The following is a 26,715-nucleotide window of genomic DNA, read 5'->3' as shown; positions in this document are numbered from 1 at the left end:
TCTTGGCTTCTCCGGGCGATCACGGGACGTGAGGAAGTTGGTCAGCGGCCGATCCCGCGGGAGGTCGGCAGACGAGCCGTGATCGGCTGGGGTGGCCGTCGTGGGCCGTCGCGCAACGCCTCAGCCTGGAGTCCCGCGTTGGGCGGTTGCGCGTTCGGTCCGTAGCGATCGATGTCGTCCGCGGCTCTCGCGGCGGCGTCGTTCGACTCGGCGACGAGGTGGGCGATGTTGCGGTGGCTGCCGCGGGTCATGCCGACGTACGCCGAAGCAGCGCCACTGGCCTCGCGGAGTGCGAGGTGGGCGGAGGCGACGGTCTCTCCCTGCGCTCCGTAGGCGGTGGTCGTGAAGGCGAGCTCGACGTGATCGTTGACGTACGCGGCGGGGAGGGTGCGTCGACCGGCGCGGCCGGTGACGAGCAGGCTGCCGTCATCGCCGACCCCGGCCACGGTCCAGGTGTCACGGTTGGCCACTGCGAGGTCGCGGTCATTGCGTCGGGTGGCGACCCGGTCGCCGAGACCGATCCGCTCACCACAACGCGTGGTGAGTCCGCCAGACTGCTCACCAACGGAGTGTCGGCGGTCGCGGATCGTCGCGTTGAGCGCACCGACCTGGTCGCGGGTGTCAGTGATGACGAGCTGGTCGCCGTCGGCCCCGATCGCGGCCAGCACCGCGGTGCGTTCGACCTCGCTGGCATGGACGACGACCTCACCGCGTTCGAGAAGGGCGTCGAAGACCTCACCAGACCGCTCACCGGTCCGCATGAGCAGGCTGAGGTCGGCGTACGCAGGGTCGCTGAACCGGTGGACCGACTCGAGCTCGTGGTGCGCTTCGGGTCGCACCCAGCGTGCGGCGAGGTCGAGGACCCCGCCGCGGCCGACGGCCGGGAGCTGGTGGCGGTCGCCGAGGAGCGCGACGACTGCGTGCGCTCGGTCCGCGATGGCGAACAGCGCGCGGGCGGTGTCCTGGTCGAGCATGCCGGCCTCGTCGACGAGCAGGACGTCGCCGGGGAGTAGGCGTGCGCGGGCCTCGGGCGCGGCGTCGGTCTGCGACCAGTGCCCGTCCTCGTCCCAGCGGTAGCCGTGCTGGTGGATGAGCCAGGCGGCGGAGAAGGCGGCGGTGCCGACCTGTTGCTGCGCTGCTTGGGCTGCCTTGAGCGTGGGCGTGACGACCACGAGTCGACGATCGGCGTCGTCGAGTGCGTCGCGTGCGGCGGCCAGGGTGGTGGTCTTGCCGGTGCCGGCTGCGCCTTCGATCACGAGCAGGCCGGCGTCGCCGGCGAGGGCCGCGACCACCTGCCGCTGCGCGGGGTCGAGGTGGTCGACGCCGCGGAGACGGACCGCGTCAGTGGCCGGCCGTGCGGAGCGGGCAGCGATGCTGTCGACGAGGTCAGCTTCGACGGCGCGGACATGTTCGGACGTCAGGCTGCGGACGTGCTCGGGGACGTCATCGCGTTCCAGCAGCGGCACGCACCGCGTCCGGGCACGTTCGACGATGTCCTCGACTAGCTCATGACGGACCGGTGGTTCGGCGACCACGTCGAGGGAGGCGATCAGTCGCTCGCTCTCGCCGCGAATGTCAGCTGTGTTCCATGCCGACCGCTTGGCGCCGAGTCGGGTGAGCACCAGGTCGGCGGCGACGTCGCGGTTGATCCGGCCGATCTGTAGACCAGGCTCTGTCGCGGGACTCGTCGGTGGTGTGAAGCCGAGGTCGCGCAGTTCGCTGTTCCATGCGGCGACGAGGTCGGCGCCGCTACGGGGCACGACCTTGTCGGGTCGCGCGTCGGCCCAGGCGCGGCGGTCCCAGGTTTGGCGTAGTCGCGGTCCGGGCTCCTGGTCGGCGTGCTCGGCTCGCCACGCGGCCTCGTACTGGTCGACGTTGCGGTTGATCTGGGCAGCGCGCTGGCTGAACCCGCCGGCGTACGGCGCGAGCTGCTGGATCTCGCCGTCGTCTTCGAGGCTGTAGCCGCGGCCCGCGAGCGCGGCCCGGAACTCGGGGTCGCACATCACGGCGGCGTGACCGATCCCGTTGACCGCCTCGATGCTGTCAACGACGCCGACCGAGTGCAGTCCACGCCAGCCGCCGCGCGCGACGACGCGTACGTTGATCTGCACGTGGAGGTGACGGTGCGGGTCGCCGGCTCGCGAGGTGTAGTGACGTACGACGGCCGCCTCGACCATCTCCACCGGCACCTGCACCTGCCGCCCGCGCGGTCCGACCCGGGTGGTGGCGTGCTCGGTCACCCACCCGATCACCTCGCCAGCGGCCCGATCCATCGCCGCGTCGTACGCCGTCGCGATGTCGGGGTGAAGTGCGGCGGCGAGCGACCAGGACTTCGGTCCGTTGACGACGACCTCGACGAACCGCAGCGCGCGTGCGTCGTCGCGCAACCGTCCCTTGGCCGCGCCGGTCAGCACGTCGTACCCGCCGACCCAGCGCTCGTACGTCGGGCCGTCGAGGTCGCCGACGCGCTGCACAGATCCGCGGCCAGCGATGTAGTGCTCGGCTAGGCCACTGCCTTCGGCCAGGTAGTAGTCGTCGGCACGTGAGTGGTCGGCCTCGACGTAGGAGCGCGCGGCAGCCGCAGAGCCGCGGTAGAACTTCACTCCACCGTGCATCGGCCTCGTCACCGCCCGTCAGTACTCGTCACCTAGCCTTGAATTGACGCTCGGCCCACCCCGAGGGGCAGTCCGATCTACGAACCTTCGTAGCATGCGTGCCGCTCGGTTTGGAGGCTTAGATGGACGGATAGGAGGGCGGGTTCCGAAGTCATCAGTCGTTGCCAAATATCGGCGCTGGGCGTGGGGATGACAGTCCGATGCTGTGCCTTGGATGCCGAGTCCTGGTGCAAGGCAGTGGTTGGTTGTCACCGGTTTGGTCCTGGTGCTGAAGACCCGACTCGATGATCTCGCGCTGGATGGCAGCGTTCGCGCCGCCTGGTCGCACAGAGTCACCGACAGCGACTCGCTCCTGCGTAAGGTCAGCCCCAGATTGGTGCGGGCCGTAGGCGCGAATCTGCGGGGAATCCGAGAGCACACAACACTCGTTCGACAGGGAACTGCCAAACACGAGGTTGCCGAACGAAGGCTGGCGTAGGGAGTTCACCTTCCCCGCTCGTCACCCCACAACAGGGTGTGCCATCTTGGAGTCAGCCCCCAGCCTCGCGCCACCACGTCGTCTACAAGCGCCCTGCTGCGCTCCAAGACAGTCTGGGCGTCGATACCCTCGGCCATAACGAAGACTCGGCTAGGTTCGACAATCCGACTAAGCCTGTCTAGTAGTGCGGCTGTTTCAAGAATGTCGGGTGCCTGCTGAACTACGAACTTGAACACAGCGCGCGGGTTCGCAGCGAACTCGTCCAGCACGGCAAGACGAATGCGAGCTCGCTCATCGACGCCGCTATGGGTGAGTTTCGGGGACACGTTGAACTGGTCGACAAGCTCAGTGAGCCGGCCAGGCGAGACGGTCCCTGAGGTCTCGACCTCGACGGTCCAGCCGCGGTCGCGCAACCGTACGCACAACAGTGCTAGTGCCTCGCGTTGGAGAAGCGGTTCGCCACCAGTGATGACCAGGTGCCGCACACACGTGTCTACGGCGGCTGAGCGTGTGGTGAAGTCCTCGAGGACCCTTTCGACCGTTACGGCGGTTTCGGGTCGCCTGTGGTCGGATCGCGTTGCGTCCCAGGCGAAGGGGGTGTCGCACCAGACGCAGGTCAGGTTGCAGCCGGCCAGCCGCAGAAAGTACGCGGCTCGCCCCACCAACGCGCCTTCGCCCTGGACGGTCGGTCCGAACGTCTCGATCACACGGAGGACTTGTTCCCCTGCGGTCGCCGGGACGCCGGTCGCTGCGTGGGTTGGATCAGGTGTCGCGGACATGGACAGTCGCAGAGCAGGCCGCAGTCTCGTGTACCGTAACCGCCGACACCTGGAGGCCGGCACCGAGTAGTCGCTCGGCAATGTCGGCTGCGACGAGTTCGGCCGTCGGGTTGGGCAGGAAATCGTTGAGGTGGGCGTGGTCGTACTCGGTGAGAACGTGCTTGGTGACCGTGGCCTTGATATCACCGAAGTCGATGACGACGCCGTCGGGCTTCAGCGGAGAGGCGACGGTGACTTCGAGGCGGTAGCTGTGGCCATGCAGTTTGGCGCACTTTCCAGTGTGCCAGGTGAGCTGGTGGGAGGCCTCGAACGTGAACGACCGGCTTACCGACGTGTTGAACATGCGGCCGGGTTCATGACGGTCGGTGAGGTTATCTACTCCCATGCCGTCATTGTGCCGTCTGTCGCCCTCCATACGTGGTGCCGAGCCGACGCGCCAGCCACTCGATGATCGAGATCCTCCTGCCTGCTCATAGGGCTACCGAGCCAAGCTCGTGATCAGCTCCCCCACCTGTAGGACGGTCAACGCTCCTGCTTCGCTGCACCCAGCGTCGTCAGCTACTCCCAAGACCTCGCCTAGCACGGCCGCTGCCTCGTCATCGCTGTGCGCAAACGATGCGACTGTAAGCAGCAGCGACCGTTCTGATGCGCCTCCGAAGCTGCGCCCTCGACCCTTCGGCGCGACGTTGATTGCGCGAACGACTTCGAACAGCATCGTTCGCTTCGACTCGAAGTGGCCGTAGAACGCGCCGATCGTCACCGAGGCTTCCTTCGCAATGTGGCGCACCGACGTCGCCTCATACCCCTGCGCGAGAAGCAGCACCTTGGCAGCTTCCATCAGCCGCGTCCGGGTACCCAGCGACGCGGCTCGACGACGCGGCGGCGACACCATAAATAACAACGTTACAATAATTTTCGTGCAAGGATGAAGTGTGGCTTCGATGAGCGCGACAGCACGCCCAGTTACCGCACACCTCGGGACCTCCCACCCCGACCAACACTCCGAGCAACATCCACGGCAACCCGTGGCCGCTGGCTGCGAGTGCTGCAGCCCGGCGGCGTGGGGGCAACCTTGGGAGCTCGGCACCGCCGCGTTCTGGGTTCAGCAGGCCGCCGAGTTCGCACCCGGGCGCGGGCGCCACCAACTTGGACGCACCCTGCGCGAAGAGGTTGCGGTGTGCATGCTCGGCGGATACGGCGTACCCGCCGCGGTCGGCAACGCCGCCTTCCGCGTGCTGCGCGATGCCGGACTGTTTGCCGACCCGCTCGACGAGGAAGTCGCCGCAGCCCGGATGATCGACATACTCGCGCAGCCGCTCACCGTAGGTCCGGACCGCGCCGCCCGCTACCGGTTCCATCAGCAGCGGCCCCGCCGACTCGCCGCGGCCCTGACTCAGCTCTCCAAATGGGAGAACCGAGTCGACGACCTCAGCGACGTCGCGCTGCGTGACAGCCTCATGCAGTTGACCGGTATCGGCCCGAAGACCGCGTCATGGATCGTGCGCAACCACCGCGACAGCGACGCCGTCGCCATCATCGATATCCACATCCACCGCGCAGGGCTGACCGCCGGGGCATTCTGTGCGAACTGGACGCTGCAACGCGACTACCACCGCTACGAGGACGCCTTCCTGGACTGGGCCCGCAGCGGCTTCGTGTCCGCAGCAGACTTGGACGCTGCCATATGGCGACTCCTGGCGGCGCTGGGCCGTCACGGCCGCACCTTCATGGAGCGGCTCGACCGCACCCCGTCCACAGCAGAGCCCGTCTCCGAAACCCTGTTCAACCTGTAGGCGATGAGCAACGAAGACAGCACCTCGAACCAGGACGGCTGGTTCAAACGTGCGGGCAAGTTCATCTGGCGTTGGGCGCCCCACGCAGCGTCCCTCCTCGGCACCGCCGGCCTTACCGTCGGCGCCATCCTGCTCGGTAGTGACGACTACACCGCCTTGACCAAGAAGGCCCTCATCTGGGGCTGGTCCCTGGTTGGTGGCGGTTTCGTCTTCCTCGTCTTCGCGACTTTCACCCACGGGAATCGCGAACGTCAGCGCACCAAGCTCGAGGAAAGTCTCCTCAACGCTGAAACTCGCGCCGCGAACGCCGAGGAGCGAGTCGCCGCGCTTCAACGAGCGCTTCAGGAGGGCCTGCGCTCCCGCCTTCTGCACACCCGGGACGACCTCGAAATCGCACCCGGTACCGAGTTCCGCATCAGCCTGTACTCGCACAGTACGACAAGGCGTCAGCTGGTGCGCCGCGCCCGATTCTCCAGCAACCACGCCTTCGAGGATGTCCGTGACGGCCGCGCGACGATCCCTGACGACACCGGCCTCGTCGGTGAAGCTCTCACCAAGCAGCGGGTTTCGATCTACACAGTGTCCACACCTCGAGTGCCTGGCGGCACACGCCCGGCCTGGGAGAACTGGATGGTCACCCACGGCTTCGTCACCCCAGCCGTGGCCGCTGACCTACGCATGGAGACCTACTTCTACATGTTCGCCCCCATCCAGGACCCGGCCCAGGGCCGCACCATCGGCATGCTGGTCGTCGAGTTCGCAAAGGCCAACGGAACGCCGTCCCAAGCGAAACTCAAGAACTCGATGTCTCAACGCGAGCGGGACCTGGCTGTCGCGCTCGCCGCCGTGGAGAGGGAACTCGAACACACCGCCCCGGAGGGCCCTGGCCAAACTACCGACCGCAAGGGCGGTCCGCAGACATGACGACCGCACTTCTCGTCTGGAAGACAGTTCCGCGGTACCCGGACGCCACACAGCGGCGCACCGACCTACCGATCCGTACTCAAGCGCGCGCAGTCTCGGTTGAACGGCGCCTGCGGAAGCTCGCAGGGCATTCTCCGCTGTCCTCTCCGCGAGTGTATGCGCTCATGTGCATAGCCGATCAGGCCGCGATCGCTGCCAGAGGCCCGACCCTGAGCGGCCTGGAGTGGGGCTACTCCGGTTGGGCTCCAGTTCCTGTCGGGGCCAGATTCGAAGCGACAGCACACCCGGCGGGCATTCGGGAGTATCTGCGAATACGTCGAACCATCCGTGCCGTGTGGATCGAACACGAACATCTTTCCATCGACGACCTTGTCGCTGCCGCGTGTCAGGCCTTCGATGACCTACGCCTAACACGGCACCAGCACATTTCAGACGCGACCGCCTCATCAGCCGCGGAACCCCACCAGTGACACGTTCGGTGTGATCGCTCGCGGCGACGACGACGACGGCTACGCGTTGATGCCGTGCCCGCGCTGCAGGCAATTACCGCATGCCGGCAACCCACTGAAGCAGGGGTCGCCGCGTTCCAGTGCTTCCACTGCCATTCCATAGCAGTCACCTGGACAACTGCGGCCGACCGCCAAGCCTCCAACGTCGCCGACGAGTTGGCCGGTGATTCCACACGCGGCCAGGAGCGCCCCGCTCAGAAGGCCACTGGTCCCGAGGATGCAAGAACTCAGCCCGTGGCTGGTGGCTGAAAGGTGGAGGTAGCCGAGCGCGACGCCGGCGTCTCGCCACACCAACGACGACCCGTGCGGATACCTGGCCAGGGTCGCGTCAAAACGTGCGGCGAGGACGATGACGGCTGGCGGACGTCGATCGAACGCCCCTGCGGTACAGGCCCCAGCCCATGCCCGAGCCAAGCCCGCATCGTCGTCCGGTGCCACGAGGTGGAGGAGGTCGGCGTCTGTGTCGAACCGCCACAGGCCGCGATCTAGGCCAGGAACATCCTCGACGAGGACAAGAGGAACCAGCGGATGCCTTCCACCGGCCGAGGGAACGGGCCGGAACCGTCGGACGCCACCGTCATCGGCGGGCGCGAAGCCCTGAAGAGTGAAGACCTGTCGAAGCGCGGCTACCAACTCGTCGGCCGGTAGCGCGTCGAAGGTCCGCCGACTGCGACGCACCTCGAGAGCCTCGGCCACCGACCGGTCTCGTGCCGGTACGATCGGGCCTGCGAAGAGTGCTGCCACGTCGATAGTACGCAGCGGCTGCTCTGGTGCGAGCAGGTCGGTTGATCCTGTACCGAACCGGGCGTCGGGCACAGGCTGGACCAGGGCTGCCTCCGCAAGCACGAGCTGCGCGAACTCCAACCCCGCGGCCCGGTCGACGGGCTCGACGGGACCCGACTCGTCTTCCGCGTCTGGCACCTCGGCGGTCACTGCAGCCTGCCGGCCTGGGCCAGTACCTCAGCGTGCTTGCGGCATCCGGGACACAGCCCGCACGGGTACTCCGCCAAGTGGCAGGAGTGTGCGTACGCCAGCACTGCGTCGGGCACGCCGGAGGTTTCGAGAAGCTCGACGGTCGTCATCCCGACTGCCGGAGCGTTAACGCGCAGTCCACCTTCTTGAAACGAGACAACAGCGTCGAGCCGCTCGTAGAAGTCCGCTGTGCCGTCACGGTGGCGGGCGCCGTCGGGCGCGACGGATCCGACTACGAGTTCGGTGAAGCCACGCGGCAGCGCCCACGAGGCCGCGAGGGAAACTAGTAACTGGTTGCGGTAGGGCCACCACTCGGGGCTGGGGGAGCCGGGAGTGACGGCCCCGGCCACCTCGTCATCGTCGCCGGTGTCGTGCATCAACCCGGAGCCGACCGCGGAGAGGTCAGCCCGCAGATGGTGCCAGTTGAGCCCGAGTGCTGCGGTCGCGGCCTTCGAGGCTCGTATCTCTCCTGCCACGGGCCGCTGTCCGTAGTCGATGGTCAGGCACGCGTCTGGGCGCAGCCAGGCGGCCAGAGCAATTGAGTCGTGCCCGCCCGACAGCAGGAGCAGCGTCGAGCCAGCGTCACTCATCCGCTGCGGCGACCCGTACTGCGGCGCTCATCGGCATTTCTCGCTGCGGCCCAGACGGCCTGGTACACCGCGGTGGAGAGGTCGGTGTAGAGACTCGCACCTGACCCGAGAAGCATCTTGCGGCCATCTGCGTTGCCCTGCTCGCCGTATCCGACGATGGGGATTCCCATATTGGTTGCGTACCCGGCTTCGAAGATGGTCCCGGGGTCGTCGTCGTCGATGAGTGCGAGCAGTGCGTCGCACTGGTTCAGTCCGTCGAGGTCCTTCTGCGCGACTTCGATGCCGCCAGGCCCGACCTCGTGAAACGGCGACCAGACCCCGGGTGCCAGCGAGTCCCGGGCGACGTCGACCAGCCACCGTTGCTGCAAGTTGAAGAAGGGGCCAGCGAGGTAGACCTTCGAGGTGGTGTCCGGCGGAACCACCCTACGCGCCGCGGCACCTCCGAGCACCTGGCGTGGCGTCGGGTAGTCAGTCGTCTCGCACCAGTGCGCCGCTGCCGCGGAGGCAATCCGTGCTGCTGCGACCGGATCGTGCTTGGCGTGGCCCCACGCAAACGCGAACGCGGCGGCGAAGACGTCTCCGGACCCAATCGGGAACACACTGCTGGTCTGGTAGGCGCCGACCTCTTCCTGGTAGTTGGCGGTCGTCACCAACGCACCGCGCGGGCCGCGTTTGGTGATGACAGCCGTCAGGCCGAACTTGTCCAGCAGGGCCTTTGCGCCAACCTTCACGTCGGATTCTTCGGCCAGCTGCTTGGTTTCACGTTCGTTCAGCGTCCAGGCAACTTCATCCGCAGTCACGAACGGAAGGTCGTCGTCGTTCAATCCACGCGGACGCTGTGGGTCCACTACGACGCGGCGCCCCTTCGCCGAGACGCGACCGGCCTCAATCATTCCAAACACCAGTACGGTGTCGTCTTCAACTGAGATCTCGTCAGCGATGGCAGTTCCGGCGCCGTTGATGAGCGGGGCGCCCAAGGGCGTGAAGTAGGAGAACCCTACGGAACGGGTGCGGTCGGTCCAGTCGGCCGCGACACCGAGGGTAGCGGCCGTAATCTGGGCGACTTCCCGCTCACGCCGGTGCGTGGCGGAGTAGAGGTGCACGTCGGTTCCGGAATCGGCCAGAGTTGCCGCTGCTCGAAGACCTGAGCCAGCAAGGGTGTGGTACTCCGGATTCACGCACTTCTCGGTGTACGTACCGCCCACAATCTTCAACGCACCGCTCCCATCCGTCCACATCCAGGTCCAGAACCCATCCTGCCGCCTACCAGTTAGGCATGCGAGCCCGTGCTCGATACGGTCAGGCGGGACCAACCAGCACTCGGATGTCCCCCCCGCTGATGCTCTGCACCTCCGCCTCGAACTCCCGCGATGACTTTAGGCATTGAAGGAGCTCACCGAGCCGATCCAGCAGCGCACCGACCGCTGTGGTCGGATGCCTGCCTCCGGGGAGGCGACGAAAGACGGCAATGACCGGAATCGGGCTCGGGTCGTAGACGACCGACAACACGTCACCGACCGCTATCTCGTCCGCTTCGCCCGGGTCCACGTTCCGCAGGCGCGCCACGAACACCAATGCGTCACAGTTCAGCGAGCTGCCACCGCCGGCAGCACCGAGCCCCTCGCTCCCCGCCGGGACTGACGCGAACGAGTCCCGGGTGAACTGGGTATCCCCAGCGCCTCCGCCACCACTCATCTCAACCTCCACAGCGTGTGCGCGCGTCGAACGATGGACACGCACTCTCAAGGTACGGGAGCGTGGGGACAAACCTTGTCGCAGCGGTGCGCGCGTCGCGTGTACTAACAATTCGAAGCGGCATCAGACAGTAGAGTCGACCACTTCCCCCACCAGTCCCCCACAGCGTCAAATGCGAACTAACGTAGAGGATTTCAGGAAACGAAACCCGCAGGCTGACCTGCGGTTTCTCTCGGTGGAGCCTAGGGGACTCGAACCCCTAACCCCCTGCTTGCAAAGCAGGTGCGCTACCAATTGCGCCAAGGCCCCTGGATGGTGCGGGTGAGCTTCAGTTGTGGTTGCTGGTGACCGCGTCGGTGGCCTCGGCCCACAACGCCTGCTCGGCGCGGCCCTCGGAGATTTTCTTGCGGGCGACCGCGGCGCCGGCGGCGGCCAGGGCGAGCAACACGATCTTCTTCATGGTCGGGCTCCGTACACGCGGGGACAGGGTTGTCGGGTGGGCCTAGCAGGACTTGAACCTGCGACCTCTTCCTTATCAGGGAAGCGCTCTAACCGCCTGAGCTATAGGCCCGTGAGCACGCCGGATCCGGCGGCGAGTGAACGTTACCCCACGCACGCGGAGGCGCCCAAAATGGGGCTGACCTGCGGTCTCCCGACAGGTCCGCGTCCGGTCGACGAGCCGCTCAGTTGTCCTCGGCGAGGGTGACCTCGACGCCACCCAGCAGGGCGGCGGACATGTTGTAGAGGAAGGCGCCCAGCGTGGCGATCGCGGTGAGCAGGACGACGTCCACCGCGGCCACCAGCATCGTGAAGCCGACCACGCGGTCGGTGCCGACGTAGTCGCGCACATCGAAGGTCGCGGTCGACTGGTCGTCGACGACGTCGCGCACGGTCTGGTTGACGGAGTCGAAGACACCGGCGGAGTCGAGGACGTTCCAGATCATCGCGACCGCCACGACGGTCACGATGCCGAAGGCGATCGAGAGCAGGAACGACGTCTTCATCACCGACCAGGGGTCCACCCGGGTCAACCGCAGCCGAGCACGCCGCGGCCCGCGCGGCTTCTTCGGCGCCGCGACCGGCGCCGACGAGCCCTGGGAGTCGTCCGAGGCGGAGCCGAGGCCCGCCGCGAGCTTGGCCTGCAGCCGCTCGGCGAAGCCGGGTCGTACGGCGGTGGCGTCGTCGGGAGTCCCGTCCTGGGACGTGGAGGTCCTCGTGTCTGACGACGAGCCCGAGGCGGGCGCCTGCGGCGGTGGGGGCGGAGCGGACCTCTCGGTCATCAGCCTTCATCCTCCCCTGCTTCGTGGGCATCCGCGTCGGGTGCGTCTGCGTCGGGTACGGCGGTTTCGGGCTCGATTGTGGCATCCGCGCCCTGATCGACGGAAACACCGCCCACCGCGTCGTCCTCGGCGGGGTCCCCGACGGCCGCGTCGTCCTCCGCCTCGCCGGCGACCTCCTCGACCACCTTCGCCTCGACCGAGCGGGCCACGACGGCCACCGAGTCGCCCTTCTTGGGGCTCACGAACTTCACACCCATCGTGGATCGACCGGTCACCCGGAAGTCCTCGTTGATCGGGCTGCGCACGACCTGCCCGCTCGCGGTGATGGACAGGATCTCGTCCCCGTCCTCGACGATGAAGCCACCCACGAGGCCGCCGCGGTCCTCGTTGGCCAGCGCCATCGCCTTGATCCCGAGCCCGCCGCGGTTGGTGACGCGGTACTCACTGATCCGAGAACGCTTCGCGAAGCCCCCGTCGGTGATGGTGAAGACGTACTGGACCTTGAGGTCGGCCTCCTCCATCGCGTCCTCGGAGGCGTCCTCGACGGCGATCTGCGCGGCACGGATCACCGACATCGACAGCACGGCGTCGTCGGGCGTGCGGAACTTCATCCCCGAGACCCCGGAGGTGGCGCGACCCATCGGTCGCAGCTGGCTGTCCTCGGCCTTGAACCGGATCGCCGACCCCTTGCGGGAGACCAGCAGGATGTCGTCCTCGGCGTCGACGAGCTCGGCGCCGATCAGCTCGTCGTCGGCCTCGCGGAAGTTGATCGCGATGACCCCGGCCTGGCGCGGACTGTTGTAGTCGCCCAGCCGGGTCTTCTTCACCAGCCCGCTGCGCGTGGCCAGCACCAGGTAGGGCATCTGGTCGTAGTCGCGGATGGCGAGCACCTGGGCGATCGACTCGTCCGGCTGGAAGCTCAGCAACCCGGCGACGTGCCCGCCCTTGGCGTCACGCGAGGCCTCCGGGAGGTTGTAGGCCTTGGTCCGGTAGACACGCCCGGCGGTCGTGAAGAACAGCAGCCAGTGGTGGTTGGTGGTGGCGATGAAGTGCTCCACCACGTCGTCGCCGCGCAGCGACGCCCCGCGCACACCCTTGCCGCCCCGCTTCTGGGTGCGGTACTGGTCGGCGCGGGTCCGCTTGGCATAGCCGCCGCGGGTGATCGAGACGACGAGGTCCTCGTCGGGGATCAGGTCCTCCATCGAGAGGTCGCCGTCGGCGGCGATGATCTGGGTACGGCGGTCGTTGCCGTACTTCTCGACGATCTCGGCGAGCTCCTCGCCGATGATCCGACGCTGGCGTGCCTCGTTGGCGAGGATGTCCTCGAGGTCGGCGATCTCGAGCTCGATCTTTGCCAGGTCGTCGATGATCTTCTGGCGCTCCAGCGCCGCGAGGCGGCGCAGCTGCATGCTGAGGATCGCCTCGGCCTGGACGTCGTCGATGTCCAGGAGGTCGATCAGGCCCTGGCGGGCGTCGTCCACCTCGGGAGAGCGGCGGATCAGCGCAATCACCTCGTCGAGCGCGTCGAGCGCCTTGACGAGTCCCCGGAAGATGTGGGCCCGGCGCTCTGCCTCGGCCAACCGGTAGCGTGTGCGGCGCTGGATGACGTCGACCTGGTGGGCGACCCAGTTGCTGACGAACTGGTCGATGGACAGCGTGCGCGGCACCCCGTCGACCAGTGCCAGCATGTTGGCACTGAAGTTGGTCTGCAGCTCGGTGTGCTTGAGCAGGTTGTTCAGCACCACCCGCGCCACGGCGTCGCGCTTGAGGACGACGACGAGCCGCTGACCCGTGCGCCCCGAGGAGTCGTCACGTACGTCGGAGATGCCCTGGACCTTGCCGGAGTCGGCCAGCTCGGCGATCTTCAGCGCCAGGTTGTCGGGGTTGACCATGTAGGGCAGCTCGGTGATCGACAGGCAGGTACGGCCCTTGGCGTCCTCGTCGATCTCGATCACGGCCCGCTGCGTCACCGAGCCGCGGCCGGTGCGGTAGGCCTGCTCGATGCCCTCGCGACCCACGATCAGGGCGCCGTTGGGGAAGTCGGGCCCCTTGATCCGCTCGATCAGTGCGTCCTGGAGCTCCTCACGAGAGGCGTCGGGGTGCTCGAGCGCCCACTGGGCTCCCTCGGCGACCTCGCGCAGGTTGTGCGGCGGGATGTTGGTCGCCATGCCGACCGCGATTCCCGCCGAGCCGTTGACCAGCAGGTTGGGGTAGCGCGCCGGCAGGACGGCGGGCTCCTGCGAGCGACCGTCGTAGTTGGGTCCGAAGTCGACGGTGTCCTCGCCGATGTCGCGCACCATCTCGAGCGCCAGCGGCGCCATCCGGCACTCGGTGTACCGCATCGCGGCCGCGGCGTCGTTGCCCGGCGAGCCGAAGTTGCCCTGTCCGTTGACCAGCGGCGCCCGCATCACCCAGGGCTGCGCCAGGCGCACGAGGGTGTCGTAGATCGCCGAGTCGCCGTGCGGGTGGTACTGACCCATGACGTCGCCGACCACGCGCGAGCACTTGGAGAACCCGCGGTCGGGGCGGTACCCGCCGTCGTACATGGCGTAGAGCACGCGGCGGTGCACCGGCTTGAGACCGTCGCGTACGTCGGGCAGCGCCCGACCGACGATGACGGCCATCGCGTAGTCGATGTAGGCGCGCTGCATCGAGGTCTGCAGCTCGATCGGCTCGATCCGGCCGCCGGGTCCCTCGGGGGGAGCTCCATCGGTAGGCGTCTGCGTCATTGTCTACTCATTCCTGTTGATCAGCGTCGTGAGGCGCGTGGCCTGGGAAGGCGGAGGAGCGAAGGCGGTCCGGGTCTGGCCGCCGAGCGACGACAACGCCGCCGGGGCGCGTGCATCGCGGCGACTGATTAGATGTCGAGGAAGCGGACGTCTTTGGCGTTGCGCTGGATGAAGGAGCGGCGCTGCTCGACGTCCTCGCCCATCAGGATCGAGAAGATCTCGTCGGCGTGGGCGGCGTCGTCCAGGGTGACCTGCAGCATCAGTCGCTGGTCGGGGTTCATCGTGGTCTCCCACAGCTCGTCGGCATTCATCTCACCGAGACCCTTGTAGCGCTGGACCGGGTTCTCCTTGGGGAGCTTGCGACCCTGCTCGAGGCCGTGGGCCATCATCGTGTCCCGCTCGGCGTCGGAGTAGACGAACTCGTGGTCGGCCGGCGGCCCGGTCCAGCGGATCCGGTAGAGCGGGGGCTGGGCCATGTAGACGTAGCCGTGCTCGATGAGCGGCTTCATGAACCGGAACAGCAAGGTGAGCAGGAGCGTGTTGATGTGGTGGCCGTCGACGTCGGCGTCGGCCATCAGCACGACCTTGTGGTAGCGCAGCTTGTCGAGGCTGAACTCCTCGTGGATGCCGGTCCCGAGGGCGGAGATGATCGCCTGCACCTCGGTGTTGGCCAGGACCTTGTCGATGCGTGCCTTCTCGACGTTGAGGATCTTGCCGCGGATCGGCAGGATCGCCTGGACGCGGGAGTCGCGGCCCTGGCGGGCCGAGCCGCCGGCCGAGTCGCCCTCGACGATGAAGACCTCGCACTCCTCGGGGTTGGTCGACTGGCAGTCCGACAGCTTGCCGGGCAGTCCTCCGCCGCCCAGCAGACCCTTGCGCGAGCGGGCCAGGTCGCGGGCCTTGCGAGCAGCGATCCGGGCGTGCGCCGCGGCCTGCGCCTTGCGCACGATGTCGCGTCCCTCGGCCGGGTTGCGCTGGAACCAGTCGCCGAGCTGGTCGTTGGTGATGCGCTGCGTGAAGCCCTTGGCCTCGGTGTTGCCGAGCTTGGTCTTCGTCTGGCCCTCGAACTGGGGCTCGCCGAGCTTGACCGAGATGATCGCCGTCAGGCCCTCGCGGATGTCGTCGCCCTTGACCCGGTCCTCGGGCTTCTTCATCAGCCCCCACTCGAAGCCCCAGTCGTTGACCAACGTGGTCAGCGCGGTGCGGAAGCCCTCCTCGTGGGTGCCGCCCTCGTGGGTGTTGATGGTGTTGGCGAAGGTGTGCACCGACTCCGAGAACGTCGTGTTCCACTGCATGGCGACCTCGAGGCTCATGTGGTCACCGGGAGCGTTCTCCGGGGTCTCGGCCTCGAAGGCGATCACCGAGGGGTTGGCGACCGTCTTGCGGCGGTTGAGGTGCTCGACGTAGTCGACCAGGCCACGGTCGTACTTGAAGACCTGCTCGATGCCGCCGCTCGCCCCGCGCTGGATCGCGTCGTGGCCGGCGTCGTCGATGCCGCCCTCGTCGTCCGGGTCGACCGTGTCGTCCTCGATCGCGTCGACGACCTCGGCGGCCTGGGGTCGTTCGTCGCGGACCACGATCTCCAGGCCCTTGTTGAGGAACGCCATCTCGCGGATCCGGCTGGTGATGGTCTCGAGGTTGTAGGTGACCGTCTCGAAGATCTCGGGCGAGGCGTAGTACGTGATGGTCGTGCCCGTCCGCTCGCCCGGCTCCATCGGACGGATCTGCTCGAGGTCGCCTTCGGGCACGCCGATCGAGAAGCTCTGGCGCCACTGGTGGCCGCGGTTCTTCACCTCGGCGACGACCCTGCTCGACAGGGCGTTGACGACCGAGATGCCGACTCCGTGCAGTCCACCGGAGACCTTGTAGCCGCCACCCCCGAACTTGCCGCCCGCGTGCAGCAGCGTGAGCGCCATGGTGAGCGCGGGCAGCTCCTGGCCGGCGGCGGTGTCGGTCGGGATGCCGCGGCCGTTGTCCTCCACGCGGATGCCTCCGTCGGCCAGGAGGGTCAGCACGATGCGGTCGCAGTGCCCGGCCAGCGACTCGTCGACCGCGTTGTCGACGACCTCCCAGATGAGGTGGTGCAGACCGCGCTCGCCCGTGGAGCCGATGTACATGCCGGGACGCTTGCGCACGGCCTCGAGGCCCTCGAGCACCTGGATGGCCGAGGCGTCGTAGTCGCTGTCGACGGCGTTGCTGCGCAGTCCTGCCGGGAGGTCAGCGGGCGCGTCCGCCGGCAGGGACTCCCCCGTCGGGGCCGCGCTGCTCGCCTCCTCGGTGGTGTCCTGGGGAGTGTCGTCGGGGCTGGACTGCTCGGTCACGCGGAGACCTCTTCGCCTGGAGGGGAACATGGCGAAGGTCGCGCCGCTCACGAGTGCGCACGGCTGCGACCAACGATCGCCATGATACCCCTCACAGGGCCGGGAATCACGCACTGCGCCTCACGGATGCGCACATCTGTGGATGAAATCGGCCGGGGACGGGTCCTGCGAGCCGATTCAGCGGCCTCCGGGGGTGTCATCCAGGGCCCTGTACGTCGGCGCGGCCCGCAGATCGGCTGTGGTGCGCTCACCCTGGATCACCCGTAGGTGTCGCGGGGACCGCGCCCGTCGCGCACCGAGCGGGGTCCCTTCTTCCAGGTGGGCAGGTGGGGCCCGAGCACCTCGATGACCAGGACGGTGCCGTGCCCCAGCTCCTCGTTGAGCCGGCGCACGATGGTCGGGGTGAGCAACTTGAGCTGGGTGGCCCACGCGGTGGAGTCGGTGCGCACGACGAGCGTGCCGTCGGTGAACGACTCGGGCGAGCAGTGCTCGGCGACCTCACCGCCGACGAGCTCGGGCCACCGGGCGAAGACTGCGCGCATCCGCAGCGGCAGGGCCCAGCCCCGCTCCCCCACCAGGCGGTCCATCTCCCCCTCGAGCAGCTGGGGATCGCGGTCGTCGGGGTGGGCTCCCGAGAGGCGGCCGCGGCGGGTCTCGCTCCCGGGCCGCGTTCGCGGCCGGGCGCGCCGTCGGGCGGCCGGCGTGGTGCCGGCCGTCGCCTGCGTCAACGAGCGGGCGAGGTCGAGTCCGTCGTCGCGGTGCGGTCCGTCGTCCTCGACGGGATCGTCCGCTCGAGCCGTCGCGTCCTCGCCGGCGCCAGGGGCGGAGGCGTCACGCGGTGGGGTCTCCTCCGTCACGACTCACCTCTCCCCCCGCCACCGTGTAGCGCACGCCCGCCAACACCTCCGGGACGTCGGCGGGCACTGCTGCGGTGACCAGCACCTGCTCCGCATCGGCGACCAGGGCCGCGAGCTGGGTGCGGCGCTCGGTGTCGAGCTCGGCGAAGACGTCGTCCAGGATCAGGATCGGGTCGTCTCCGTCAGAGCGCAAGAGGTCGTACGACGCCAGCCGCAACGCCAGGGCGAACGACCAGCTCTCGCCGTGCGAGGCGTAGCCCTTGACCGGGAGTCGAGCTCCCTCGACGGCCGTCTGCTCGCCGCCGGGCTCGGTCAGCCCGAGGCTGAGCACGAGGTCGTCACGGTGGGGGCCCACGAGACAAACGCCGCGGTCCAGCTCGTCGGGGCGTCGACGGACCAGCTCGTCCAGGAGGGCCTGCTCCAGCAGCCCCCTCTCGGGGGCAACCGCGTCGATGTCGGGGAGCTGGAAGGACGCCTTGTAGTCGAGACCGGCATCATCACGTGAGGCTCCACGAGCGACGGCGGCGTACGCCGCGCCGACGTACGGCGTGAGCTCGGTGACCAGGGCGATCCTCTCGGCCAGCAGCTCTGCACCGACGCGGGCCAGGTGGCTGTCCCACACGTCGAGGGTGCTCAACGCGCCCTCCGCGCTGCTGCTCCCCCGGCGGGCGTTCCCGGCGGTCTTCAGCAAGGTCGCGCGCTGCTTCAGGATCCGGTCGTGGTCGGAGAGGATCCCGCTCAACCGCGGGGACGTGAGCACCAGCAGGTCGTCCAGGAAGCGTCGCCGGTCGCCCGGGTCACCCTTGACCAGCGTGAGGTCCTCCGGGGAGAAGACCACCGTGCGCACGAGCCCCACGAGGTCGCGCACCCGCGGTAATGTCGACTTGTTGATTCGTCCCTTGTTCGACTTTCCGGGGTTCAGCTCCACCTCCAGCACCGCCGTCCGCCCGTCCTTGACCACCGCCGCCCGCACGATCGCCTGCGGCGCCCCGGCCTTGATCAGGGGCGCGTCGGAGGAGACCCGGTGGGACGACAGCCGTGACAGGTAGTCGATGGCCTCGACGAGGTTGGTCTTGCCCTGACCGTTGCGACCGACGAACGCCGTCACGCCCGGGCCGAGCTCGACGTCGGCGAGCGTGTAGGAGCGGAAGTTGTGCAGCGCGAGGTGGGAGACGTGCACGCGCCGGTCCTCAGTCCTGCGAAGCAGCGTCCCCGCCCGGCGGCGGAGACGTGTGGACCGCGTGGCCACCGAACTGGTTGCGCATCGCGGCGATCGCCTTCATCGCCGGGCTGTCGTCCTGGCGCGACGTGAAGCGGGCGAAGAGCGACGCCGCGATCACGTGCATGGGTACGGCGTGGTCGATCGCCGCCTGGACGGTCCACCGGCCCTCCCCCGAGTCGTCGGCGTAGCCGCGCAGTCCGTCGAGGTGGGTGTCCTCACGCAGCGCCGCCACCAGCAGGTCCAGGAGCCAGGAGCGGATGACGGTGCCGTCGCGCCAGGAGTCGAAGACATCAGTGACGTTGTCGACCAGGTCCACGGCCTCGAGCAGCTCCCATCCCTCGGCGTAGGACTGCATCACGGCGTACTCGATGCCGTTGTGGACCATCTTCGAGAAGTGACCGGCCCCGACCTTGGTGCCGGCGTGCACGAAGCCACCCTCGGCGGGCTTGAGCGAGTCGAAGACGGGCTGGACCTTGGCGACGTCGTCGAGCGAGCCGCCGCACATCAGGGCGTAGCCGTTCTCCAGGCCCCACACTCCCCCGGACACACCGCAGTCGACGAAGCCGATCCCGTGCTCGGCCAACATGTCGGCGTGCTCCTGGTCGTCGGTGTACTTCGAGTTGCCACCGTCGACGACCAGGTCGCCCTCTCCGAGCAGGTCGGCCAGCTCGGCGATGGTCGCGGCGGTGGGTCCGCCGGCCGGGACCATCACCCACACGACCTTCGGGCCGTCGTCGGGGAGCGCGGCGACCATCGCCGCCAGGCTATCGGCATCTGCGAGGTCAGGGTCGCGGTCGTAGCCGACCACGGTGTGTCCGTCGTTGCGCAACCGGGTGCGCATGTTGCCACCCATCTTGCCGAGCCCGACGAGTCCGATGTGCATCTGGTGCCTCCTGGAGTGCGTTGGCATGGCCGGCCGCGGTGGTGCGGCTCGCAGGTCCAGCCTCTCAGGAGAGCAGGCGGCGCGGCATCAGCAGGTAGCGGAAGCCCGGGTCGACCTGACCGGACCCGTCTGCTCCCGGCTCGAGGATCCCGCTCAGCACCACGGGCTTCGAGGCCTGGGTGAACGACAGCTCCACGGTGGGCTGGTCGATGGCGCCGAGTCCGTCGAGCAGGAACTGTGGGTTGAACCCCGTGGTGATGTCCTCGCCGACGATCGTCGCCTCGATGGACTCCGAGGCCTGGGCCTCGTCGCCGGAACCGGCGTCGAGGGTCAGGACCCCTTCGCTGAAGGCGAGCTGCACGGCCGTGTTGCGCTCGGCCACCAGAGCCACTCGCTTGACCGACTCGATCAGGGCGGCCTTGTCGACGGTCGCCGTCGTCAGCTTCTCGGCGGGGAAGAGGCTGCGCACCTTCGGGAACTCTCCGTCGAGTAGCCGCGTGGTGGTGCGACGTACGCCGCCGGGCCCGGTCCCCTCGAAGCCGATCAGACCCTCGCCGCTACCGCTGGCGGACAGCGCGATGGTGACCTCGCTGCCGACGGTCAGGGACTTCGCCGTGTCACCCAGCACCTTGGCCGGCACCAGCGCGGCCACCGTGTCGTCGGGCGTGCGGGGATCCCAGCCGAGCTCGCACTGGGAGAGACGGAAGCGGTCGGTGGCGAGCAGGGCGATGGTGGAGCCGTCGATCTCGAGCCGCACACCGGTCAGCACGGGCAGCATGTCGTCGCGACCCGCGGCGGTGACGGCCTGTGCCACGGCGTGGGCGAAGACGTCGCTCTGCACCGTGCCGGTGGCCTGGGGCATGGTCGGGATCGTGGGGTAGTCCTCCACGGGCATGGTCTGGAGGCTGAAGCGCGCTGAGCCACATGTCAGGGACACCCGGGCGCCGTCGAGGACCATGTCGACAGGCTTGGCCGGAAGGCTGCGGCAGATGTCGGCGAGGAGCCGTCCGCTGACCAGTGCCCGACCTTCGTCGTGGACCTCCGCGTTGAGGGTCGCGCGCGCCGACGTCTCGTAGTCGAAGGTCGACAGGACCAGGCCCTGGTCGTTGGCATCGATCAGCAGGCCGGCGAGGACGGGGGCACTGGGGCGGACCGGGAGGCTGCGTGCAGCCCAGGCGACGGCATCGGCAAGAACGTCGCGCTCGACACGGAACTTCACGGTGGGTCCTTCGGTCAGGGCTGGTGAGGGCTGGTCAGGGCTGTCACGGGTGGGCGCATCGGCAGTGGCGGCCGGAGGGGAGACGGGACGCGTGCGGAGTCGCATCCTGCCACGCAGGGGTCGTTCTCCACAGGGGGTGGGCCGGATGGAGTTCTTCGGAGAATCGATCCATGTGCAGGTCCGTCGTAGTCATAGGAGCTGTGGAACGTGTGGATGAGTCGTGTTGCTGCAGGTCAACGCGGAGATTCTCATCCACAGGGGGTGTGGAGGGAACGTGGAGGGACCGAGCGCTCCGGTGGACGGGGGACTGGGGTGTTGACGGTGGTGCACAGGCATCCCCAGATCCTCCCCGTGTAGTTCGCACCGTGGCGCGGGTCCTCTCCACAGCCGCGGCTCGAGCTCAACCCTGGCGAGCCTGGAGCTTGACGCGGTTGGTGAGCTCACTGACCTGGTTGAAGACCGCGCGCCGCTCGGCCAGGAGCTGGTTGATCTTGCGATCGGCGTACATGACCGTGGTGTGGTCGCGGTTTCCGAACTGGGCGCCGATCTTGGGCAACGAGAGGTCGGTGAGCTCGCGGCAGATGTACATCGCGATCTGACGCGCCATGACGAGGTGGCGTCCACGGCTGGGGCCGGTCAGCTCGTCGATGGTGAGACCGAAGTAGGAGGCGGTCTGGGCGATGATGAGCGTCGCGGTGATCTCGGGCTCGCCGCCCTCGGGGATCAGGTCCTTGAGGACGATCTCGGCAAGAGTCATGTCGACCTCCTGCTTGTTGAGGTTGGCGAAGGCGGTGACGCGGATCAGGGCGCCCTCGAGCTCGCGGATGTTGGTCTGGATCTTGGAGGCGATGAACTCGAGGACGTCCGGGGGAGCGGTGAGGCGGTCCATCGCTGCCTTCTTGCGAAGGATCGCGATGCGGGTCTCGAGGTCGGGAGGCTGGACGTCGGTGATCAGGCCCCACTCGAAGCGGTTGCGCAGACGGTCCTCCAGCGCCTCGAGGCGCTTGGGGGGACGGTCCGAGGTCAGCACGATCTGCTTGTTGGCGTTGTGGAGGGTGTTGAAGGTGTGGAAGAACTCCTCCTGCGTCTGCGTCTTGCCCTCGAGGAACTGGATGTCGTCGATGAGCAGCACGTCGACGTCGCGGTAGCGGCGCTTGAACCTGTCCTGGCGGTCGTCGCGGATGGCGTTGATGAACTCGTTGGTGAACTCCTCGCTCGACACGTAGCGCACCTTGGCGCCGGTGTAGAGGCTGCGGACGTAGTGACCGATGGCGTGGAGGAGGTGGGTCTTGCCCAGGCCGGAGTCGCCGTAGACGAGGAGCGGGTTGTAGGCCTTGCCGGGTGCTTCGGCGACGGCGACGGCTGCGGCGTGCGGGAAGCGGTTGGAGGAGCCGATGACGAAGGTCTCGAAGGTGTACTTCGGGTTGAGCCGGGTCTCCAGCGCCGAGGACTTGGCGACGTCGGTGGCGGGGGAGTGGCCGGGGTGGAGAGTGGGGACGAGCCCGAGAGTCGGGTCGTGACGTGGGGTGCTGGCGTGCTCGGAGAGGTGGTCGGGCAGCGGAGTCGGAACCGCGTGGAGACTTGTCGTTTTGTCGACAAGTCGTTGGTTTTCGTCCGGGCCGTGCGGCGCGTCCACGTCTCCCTGGTCGAGGGCCGGATCGACCGTGACCGCGATCCGGATCTCGAGTCCCAGGCTCAGGCTGAGGGCGTCCTCGAGCTGGGCTCGCAACCTGCCCTCCAGCTGGGAGCGGGTGAAGTCGTTGGGTACGGCGATGATGGCCGTGCTCTCGTGGAGAGTGACGGGTTTGCTGGCTCGCAGCCAGGCTTGCTGATGCGGCTGCAGGTCGTTGACGACGGTGCGCCACGCCTGGTCGAGGTCGGTGGGCTGGGTCACGGTGAGTCCACGGTTTCGTCGAGGTGGCGGTGGTTGGTCCACAGGTTTGTCCACAACCTGTGCACGTCCGGGGGTGGTCGTTCGCCCAGGTCAATTGCTCCGGCAGTGCGGCGCACCCGAGATTCAGCGTCTGTGCTGGTCAGGGGCTTGTCGGACAGGTTCTGTGGCGCATCGGACCGGAGGCGGAGGAGCGGGAGTGCGGTGCGGGTCCGGCCGGGGCGATCTGGGGAACGTAACTCCTGCGGAGCGGCCCGAGCAACCCGTCATCCACAGGCTGCTGCGTCAAGGGGGACGCAGGCTAAATCCTTGCGCCGGTGGCCGCCTCGCGACACGCCGTTGCGCCGGGGGGAGAGACCAGTGGCGAGTTTGACCGTGCTTCTCGCCAGCGCGTACCGTTTGTGGGTCACCCGGCGTCGACCGGTGCCGCACGTCCACGGGCCAGCACCACCGTGGGGGGGCGGTGCCAGCCGAACGGTGAGGCCCCGCGAGCGTGCTCGGGTGGGTGTCACGGTCAGCTCGCACGCACTCGACCGGTGTGAACAGAGCCAATGGTCCCCAGTGGCTCAGCGTCAACAACACGTACTCAGCACTCCGTGCTGTGCCCGTCGTCATGAGAAGGAAGTTCCAGTCGTGAGCAAGCGCACCTACCAGCCCAACAACCGTCGCCGTCACAAGGTGCACGGGTTCCGTCTCCGCATGCGCACCCGCGCGGGCCGGGCGATCCTGTCGGACCGCCGGCGCAAGGGTCGCAAGAGCCTGGCCGTCTGAGCCTCGGGTCTCCGAGGTGCTGATGGCGCCGTTGGCGCAGCGCCTGCAACCGCAGTGGCGCTGAGTGCTCGCGGCAGCGAATCGTCTCAACGACGCGTCCTCGTTTCGTGACGTCACGCGTCGTGGACGGCGCTCTGCGTCCAGGACCTTGGTGGTGCACGTCGACATCGACCCGATCGGGGGAGCTCCCTCGATCGGGTTCGTCGTGAGTCGGGCCGTGGGCAACTCGGTGGTGCGCAACCGCGTCAAGCGCCGGCTGCGCCACCTGGTCGGGGCACGCCTGGGCCTCCTGCCGCCGGGCACCCGCGTCGTCGTGCGAGCACTGCCTGCAGCCGGCTCGGCGAAGGCCGCCGCTCTGGGCGCGGACCTCGACCGGGCTCTCGACCGGGCTCTCGATGCACCGCTGGACGCTCGGGCCGGGAGGGTGGGCCGGTGAAGTACTTGCTGATCGGGCTCCTGCGCGTCTACCGGCTGCTGATCAGCCCGTTGTACGGCGAGGTCTGTCGCTACTACCCGTCCTGTTCGGCCTATGCCCTCGAGGCGGTTCAGGTGCATGGGAGCATCAGGGGCAGCTGGTTGGCTGGGCGGCGCCTGGCACGCTGTCACCCATGGGCGCCGGGGGGCGTCGACAAGGTCCCGCCCAAGAAGGGGGCCGTCGAGCCCGAGTCCCCCGAGTCGTCCGAGTGCTCGCCTGACGTGTGCGAGTCGTCTTCGATCCATCATCAAGGAGCTTGATCCGCGTGGGAGTCTTCTCAGCAATCGGCAGCTTCATCATGACGCCGCTGTACTACGTCATCTCGGCGATCCTGATCGGGTTCCACAAGTTCTTCAGCCTGTTCCTGAGCCCCGAGGGCGGCACCGCCTGGGCGCTGTCGATCGTCGGGCTGACCGTGGTGATCCGGACTGCGTTGATCCCGCTGTTCGTCAAGCAGATCAAGTCCCAGCGCAACATGCAGCTGATCCAGCCCAGGGTCAAGGAGCTGCAGAAGAAGTTCGGCCATGATCGCCAGAAGCTCGGCGAAGAGACGATGAAGCTCTACAAGGACGCCGGGACCAACCCGTTCGCGTCCTGCCTGCCGCTGCTGCTGCAGATGCCGATCTTCTTCGCGTTGTTCCGGTTGCTGGACCAGGCGGCCAAGAACCAGACGCCGCACGGGTTCCTGACGGTCGACCTGGCCACGAAGTTCGGTGAGGCGAAGATCGGCGGCACCGTCCCGATCTACGAGTCCTTCTGGGGCGCGCGTACCTGGGGGGACACCCCGGACGGTGGCGTGATGATGGTGGCTCTGGTGCTCGTCATCGCGATGACCGCCACGACTTTCTTCACCCAGCGTCAGCTGATGAGCAAGAACATGCCGGCCGACGCGATGTCGGGGCCCTACGCTCAGCAGCAGAAGATGCTCTTGTACGTCCTGCCGTTGGTCTTCGGCCTCGGTGGCATCGCGTTCCCGATCGGCGTCCTGCTGTACTGGACGACCTCGAACCTGTGGACGATGAGCCAGCAGTTCTACGTGATCCGCAACAACCCCGCACCCGGTACGCCCGCGTTCACCGCCAAGCAGGAGCGCGACAAGGCGAAGGCGCGCGAGGAGGGCATCGCCTCCGGTGAGATGGAGCCCGAGCCCGAGCCGGAGACGGACCGTCGTCCGGCCGTGCGCGAGCAGCCGAAGCGGCAGTCGAAGTCCCAACGCCAGGCAGGTGCTGCCGGCGGCCAGAACCAGAGCAAGAAGAAGCAGAGAGGCGGGCGATGAGCGCCGACGCAGAGGTTCAGTCCGAGGTCACCTTGGAGCAGGACGACGTGGAGGGGGCAGCCGAGGCTGCGCCGTCCGGGGGAGCAGGGGGCAGCAGGGTCGAGGAGCTGGAGGCCGAGGGTGACCTCGCAGCCGACTACCTCGAGGAGCTTCTCGACATCGCGGATCTCGACGGAGACCTGGACATCGACGTCGAGGGCGACCGAGCTGCGGTCTCCATCGTCGGGGGCGACCTGCAGATGTTGGTGGGTCGCGACGGTGAGGTCCTCGAGGCACTCCAGGAGCTGACGCGGCTCGCGGTGTACCGGGAGACCGGCGAGCGCACCCGGCTGATGCTGGACGTAGCGGGGTATCGGGCACAGAAGCGCACCGAGCTCGTCGAGCTCGCGGAGCAGACGGTGGCGAAGGTCCGCGAGGAGGGTGCTCCGGTGTCGTTGGACCCGATGTCGCCGTTCGAGCGCAAGGTCGTGCACGACGCCGTCGCCGAGCAGGGACTGACGTCGGAGAGCGAGGGCGTGGAGCCACGCCGCTTCGTGGTGGTCCTGCCCCGTTGATGGACCAGGTGGCGTGATGTCGGATCCCTCGGTTTCACGTGAAACAGCGACACCCCCCGTGCCGGATGCGGCCCGGGGGGTGTTTGCTGATCGTCTGGGACAAGCCGAGGAGTACGCCCGCGCGCTGGCGACCGACGGGGTCGTGCGGGGTCTCATCGGACCCCGCGAGGCGCCACGTCTGTGGGAGCGGCACCTCCTCAACAGCGCGGTTCTCGAGGAGGCGGTCCCCCGGGGAGCAACAGTTGCCGACATCGGCTCCGGTGCGGGGCTTCCCGGGTTGGTGCTGGCCATCGCGCGTCCCGACGTCCACGTCACCCTCGTGGAGCCGTTGCTACGCCGTACGACTTTCCTTGACGAGGTGGTCTCTCGCCTCGGGGTGACGAACGTCCGCGTGGTCCGCGGGCGTGCGGACGCCCTCCACGGCGTCGAGCAGTTCGATGTCGTCACGTCACGGGCGGTGGCAGCCCTGCCGAAGCTGGCGGGGTGGTGCCTGCCGCTGGTGTCGGGCCACGGCGAGATGGTGGCGCTCAAGGGCAGCGCCGTCCTGGACGAGGTGGAGGAGGCCACACCGGAGCTGCTTCGCCTGGGCGCCACGGCGCCACGCGTCGCGGAGCTCGGGGTGGGTCGGGTTTCGGAGACCACGTGGGCCGTACGGATCGCGTGGGCGGAGCCATCGTCGGTATCGTTGCCCGCCAGTCGTTCGTCCGGCTCCGGCACGGGATCGAAGGGCCCCCGACGGAAGCCGAGGCGACCACATGGCCGATGAGTTCTCCACCGGCAGCTCTACGCTCACCGAGCGTAGTTATCCACAGATCCAGCCTGGTTTTCCCCAGCAGGCGCCGGCGGCCGTTTCACGTGAAACCCACGCGACGGCCGACGGTG

Annotated in this window: 25 protein-coding genes and 2 tRNA genes; 8 read left to right on the top strand and 19 right to left on the bottom strand. The window is 68.0% G+C overall.

All coding sequences use genetic code 11. The features are described 5' to 3' along the window. Positions 1-41: 41 nt before the first annotated feature. The 4 genes from mobF to Q1K33_RS02835 all read right to left on the bottom strand — a co-directional run bounded on the left by mobF (position 42) and on the right by Q1K33_RS02835 (position 4,710). Positions 42-2,627: a MobF family relaxase gene (mobF, locus tag Q1K33_RS02850; RefSeq protein ID WP_300400356.1), complete on the bottom strand. Its 2,586-nt coding sequence runs from the start codon at positions 2,625-2,627 to the stop codon at positions 42-44. Positions 2,628-3,098: 471 nt separating this feature from the next. After that, positions 3,099-3,800 (bottom strand): 7-carboxy-7-deazaguanine synthase QueE, encoded by a 702-nt coding sequence (locus Q1K33_RS02845; RefSeq protein WP_300400353.1) that lies wholly within the window; start codon positions 3,798-3,800, stop codon positions 3,099-3,101. A gap of 55 nt (positions 3,801-3,855) precedes the next feature. Beyond that, positions 3,856-4,257, bottom strand: a complete 402-nt coding sequence (locus Q1K33_RS02840; protein ID WP_300400351.1) for a 6-carboxytetrahydropterin synthase — start codon at positions 4,255-4,257, stop codon at positions 3,856-3,858. A 93-nt stretch (positions 4,258-4,350) separates the two neighbouring features. Further along, a complete protein-coding gene (locus Q1K33_RS02835; protein ID WP_300400349.1) occupies positions 4,351-4,710 on the bottom strand; it encodes a helix-turn-helix domain-containing protein in 360 nt (119 codons plus the stop codon). Between the two features lie 343 nt (positions 4,711-5,053). Between Q1K33_RS02835 and Q1K33_RS02830 the strand changes: the two genes are divergently transcribed. Together Q1K33_RS02830 and Q1K33_RS02825 are read left to right on the top strand one after the other, a co-directional pair. After that, entirely contained in the window at positions 5,054-5,665 is a 612-nt protein-coding gene (locus tag Q1K33_RS02830; RefSeq protein ID WP_300400347.1) for a hypothetical protein, read from the top strand. 3 nt (positions 5,666-5,668) lie between these two features. After that, positions 5,669-6,589, top strand: coding sequence for a hypothetical protein (locus Q1K33_RS02825; RefSeq protein ID WP_300400345.1), 921 nt, complete (start codon positions 5,669-5,671; stop codon positions 6,587-6,589). Between the two features lie 509 nt (positions 6,590-7,098). Here the strand turns inward: Q1K33_RS02825 and Q1K33_RS02820 are convergent. The 15 genes from Q1K33_RS02820 to dnaA all read right to left on the bottom strand — a co-directional run bounded on the left by Q1K33_RS02820 (position 7,099) and on the right by dnaA (position 22,760). Continuing rightward, positions 7,099-8,031: a nitroreductase family protein gene (locus Q1K33_RS02820; RefSeq protein ID WP_300400343.1), complete on the bottom strand. Its 933-nt coding sequence runs from the start codon at positions 8,029-8,031 to the stop codon at positions 7,099-7,101. Next, a complete protein-coding gene (locus Q1K33_RS02815; protein ID WP_300400341.1) occupies positions 8,028-8,660 on the bottom strand; it encodes a 7-cyano-7-deazaguanine synthase in 633 nt (210 codons plus the stop codon). The genes Q1K33_RS02820 and Q1K33_RS02815 overlap by 4 nt, the downstream gene beginning before the upstream one ends. Further along, complete coding sequence (locus tag Q1K33_RS02810) at positions 8,657-9,838, bottom strand: PfkB family carbohydrate kinase (protein WP_300400338.1); 1,182 nt, start codon at positions 9,836-9,838, stop codon at positions 8,657-8,659. The genes Q1K33_RS02815 and Q1K33_RS02810 overlap by 4 nt, the downstream gene beginning before the upstream one ends. 121 nt (positions 9,839-9,959) lie before the next feature. Then, positions 9,960-10,367, bottom strand: coding sequence for a hypothetical protein (locus Q1K33_RS02805; protein ID WP_300400336.1), 408 nt, complete (start codon positions 10,365-10,367; stop codon positions 9,960-9,962). Positions 10,368-10,591: 224 nt separating this feature from the next. Then, positions 10,592-10,664 (bottom strand) — tRNA-Ala (locus Q1K33_RS02800). A 19-nt stretch (positions 10,665-10,683) separates the two neighbouring features. Next, on the bottom strand, positions 10,684-10,815 hold the full coding sequence (locus Q1K33_RS02795; protein WP_300400334.1) for a DLW-39 family protein: 132 nt from the start codon (positions 10,813-10,815) through the stop codon (positions 10,684-10,686). A 37-nt stretch (positions 10,816-10,852) separates the two neighbouring features. After that, a tRNA-Ile gene (locus Q1K33_RS02790) sits at positions 10,853-10,926 on the bottom strand. A 112-nt stretch (positions 10,927-11,038) separates the two neighbouring features. Beyond that, on the bottom strand, positions 11,039-11,635 hold the full coding sequence (locus Q1K33_RS02785; RefSeq protein ID WP_300400332.1) for a DUF3566 domain-containing protein: 597 nt from the start codon (positions 11,633-11,635) through the stop codon (positions 11,039-11,041). Then, positions 11,635-14,364: a DNA gyrase subunit A gene (gene gyrA / locus Q1K33_RS02780; RefSeq protein WP_300400330.1), complete on the bottom strand. Its 2,730-nt coding sequence runs from the start codon at positions 14,362-14,364 to the stop codon at positions 11,635-11,637. Before gyrA ends, Q1K33_RS02785 begins: the two co-directional genes overlap by 1 nt. Before the next feature lie 128 nt (positions 14,365-14,492). Continuing rightward, on the bottom strand, positions 14,493-16,604 hold the full coding sequence (locus Q1K33_RS02775; RefSeq protein WP_300400400.1) for a DNA topoisomerase subunit B: 2,112 nt from the start codon (positions 16,602-16,604) through the stop codon (positions 14,493-14,495). Between the two features lie 338 nt (positions 16,605-16,942). Continuing rightward, the gene (locus tag Q1K33_RS02770; RefSeq protein WP_300400327.1) at positions 16,943-17,542 is read right to left on the bottom strand and encodes a DciA family protein; all 600 of its coding nucleotides are present in this window, start codon (positions 17,540-17,542) and stop codon (positions 16,943-16,945) included. Then, positions 17,517-18,722, bottom strand: coding sequence for a DNA replication/repair protein RecF (gene recF, locus Q1K33_RS02765; protein WP_300400325.1), 1,206 nt, complete (start codon positions 18,720-18,722; stop codon positions 17,517-17,519). Before recF ends, Q1K33_RS02770 begins: the two co-directional genes overlap by 26 nt. Positions 18,723-18,732: 10 nt before the next feature. Further along, positions 18,733-19,647: a phosphogluconate dehydrogenase (NAD(+)-dependent, decarboxylating) gene (gnd, locus tag Q1K33_RS02760; protein ID WP_300400322.1), complete on the bottom strand. Its 915-nt coding sequence runs from the start codon at positions 19,645-19,647 to the stop codon at positions 18,733-18,735. Between the two features lie 64 nt (positions 19,648-19,711). Beyond that, positions 19,712-20,866 carry a DNA polymerase III subunit beta gene (gene dnaN, locus Q1K33_RS02755; protein WP_300400319.1) on the bottom strand — a complete coding sequence of 385 codons (1,155 nt, stop codon included), beginning with the start codon at positions 20,864-20,866 and terminating at the stop codon, positions 19,712-19,714. Positions 20,867-21,266: 400 nt separating this feature from the next. Continuing rightward, entirely contained in the window at positions 21,267-22,760 is a 1,494-nt protein-coding gene (gene dnaA, locus Q1K33_RS02750; RefSeq protein ID WP_300400317.1) for a chromosomal replication initiator protein DnaA, read from the bottom strand. Positions 22,761-23,390: 630 nt separating this feature from the next. Here dnaA and rpmH point away from each other — a divergent pair. The 6 genes from rpmH to rsmG all read left to right on the top strand — a co-directional run bounded on the left by rpmH (position 23,391) and on the right by rsmG (position 26,599). Further along, a complete protein-coding gene (gene rpmH / locus Q1K33_RS02745) occupies positions 23,391-23,528 on the top strand; it encodes a 50S ribosomal protein L34 (RefSeq protein WP_134765807.1) in 138 nt (45 codons plus the stop codon). Positions 23,529-23,592: 64 nt separating this feature from the next. Continuing rightward, entirely contained in the window at positions 23,593-23,964 is a 372-nt protein-coding gene (gene rnpA / locus Q1K33_RS02740; RefSeq protein WP_300400311.1) for a ribonuclease P protein component, read from the top strand. Beyond that, entirely contained in the window at positions 23,961-24,263 is a 303-nt protein-coding gene (yidD, locus tag Q1K33_RS02735) for a membrane protein insertion efficiency factor YidD (protein ID WP_300400309.1), read from the top strand. Before rnpA ends, yidD begins: the two co-directional genes overlap by 4 nt. Positions 24,264-24,268: 5 nt before the next feature. After that, the gene (yidC, locus tag Q1K33_RS02730; RefSeq protein WP_300400307.1) at positions 24,269-25,279 is read left to right on the top strand and encodes a membrane protein insertase YidC; all 1,011 of its coding nucleotides are present in this window, start codon (positions 24,269-24,271) and stop codon (positions 25,277-25,279) included. Further along, complete coding sequence (locus Q1K33_RS02725; RefSeq protein ID WP_300400304.1) at positions 25,276-25,833, top strand: R3H domain-containing nucleic acid-binding protein; 558 nt, start codon at positions 25,276-25,278, stop codon at positions 25,831-25,833. The genes yidC and Q1K33_RS02725 overlap by 4 nt, the downstream gene beginning before the upstream one ends. A gap of 79 nt (positions 25,834-25,912) precedes the next feature. Next, complete coding sequence (gene rsmG, locus Q1K33_RS02720) at positions 25,913-26,599, top strand: 16S rRNA (guanine(527)-N(7))-methyltransferase RsmG (RefSeq protein ID WP_300400302.1); 687 nt, start codon at positions 25,913-25,915, stop codon at positions 26,597-26,599. The last annotated feature ends 116 nt before the right edge of the window (positions 26,600-26,715 follow it).

Origin of the sequence: Nocardioides sp., assembly GCF_029937575.1 — a bacterium.
Taxonomy (GTDB): Bacteria; Actinomycetota; Actinomycetes; order Propionibacteriales; family Nocardioidaceae; genus Nocardioides.
This window is presented reverse-complemented; position numbering and strand designations above follow the sequence as displayed.